Origin of the sequence: Streptomyces synnematoformans (assembly GCF_039531005.1) — a bacterium.
GTDB classification, from domain to species: Bacteria; Actinomycetota; Actinomycetes; order Streptomycetales; family Streptomycetaceae; genus Streptomyces; species Streptomyces synnematoformans.
This window is the reverse complement of sequence record NZ_BAAAPF010000766.1, coordinates 1-573: the sequence shown is the minus strand read 5'-3', so window position 1 is coordinate 573 and position 573 is coordinate 1. Positions and strand designations below refer to the sequence as shown.

At 61.8% G+C, this 573-nt stretch carries 1 protein-coding gene; it reads right to left on the bottom strand.

The window, feature by feature from the left end; genetic code table 11:
* On the bottom strand, positions 1-545 hold a 545-nt coding region (locus ABD317_RS37585), incomplete at its 3' end, for a GTP-binding protein (RefSeq protein ID WP_344296644.1).
* Positions 546-573: the final 28 nt, after the last annotated feature.

The window sequence follows — 573 nt, the reverse complement described above, 5'->3', positions numbered from 1 at the left end:
GACTTGGACTCCGAGCGCTGCCGCGCATCCGTCGTCAGGATCGGCGTCTCCGGCCCGATCTGCAACGCCTCACGCACCTCGTCCGGCGAGTACGGCTGATGACCGTCGAACCCGTTCAACGCGATCACAAACGGCAACCCCGAGTTCTCGAAGTAATCCACCGCCGGGAAACAATCCGCCAACCGCCGCGTATCCACCAGCACCACCGCACCGATGGCACCACGCACCAGATCGTCCCACATGAACCAGAAACGATCCTGACCAGGCGTCCCAAACAGATACAGGATCAAATCCTGATCCAGCGTGATCCGACCGAAGTCCATCGCCACCGTCGTCGTGGTCTTCCCCGACACCTGCGACAGATCATCGATCCCCGCAGACGCCGACGTCATCACCGCCTCGGTACGCAACGGATTGATCTCCGACACCGAACCGACGAACGTGGTCTTCCCCACCCCGAAACCACCCGCCACCACGATCTTCGCCGACGTGGTCGCACGAGCCGGAGGAGAACCGGCCACACCACTAGAGCTTGCGAAGTCCACTGAGCACCCTTTCGAGCAAAGTCACATC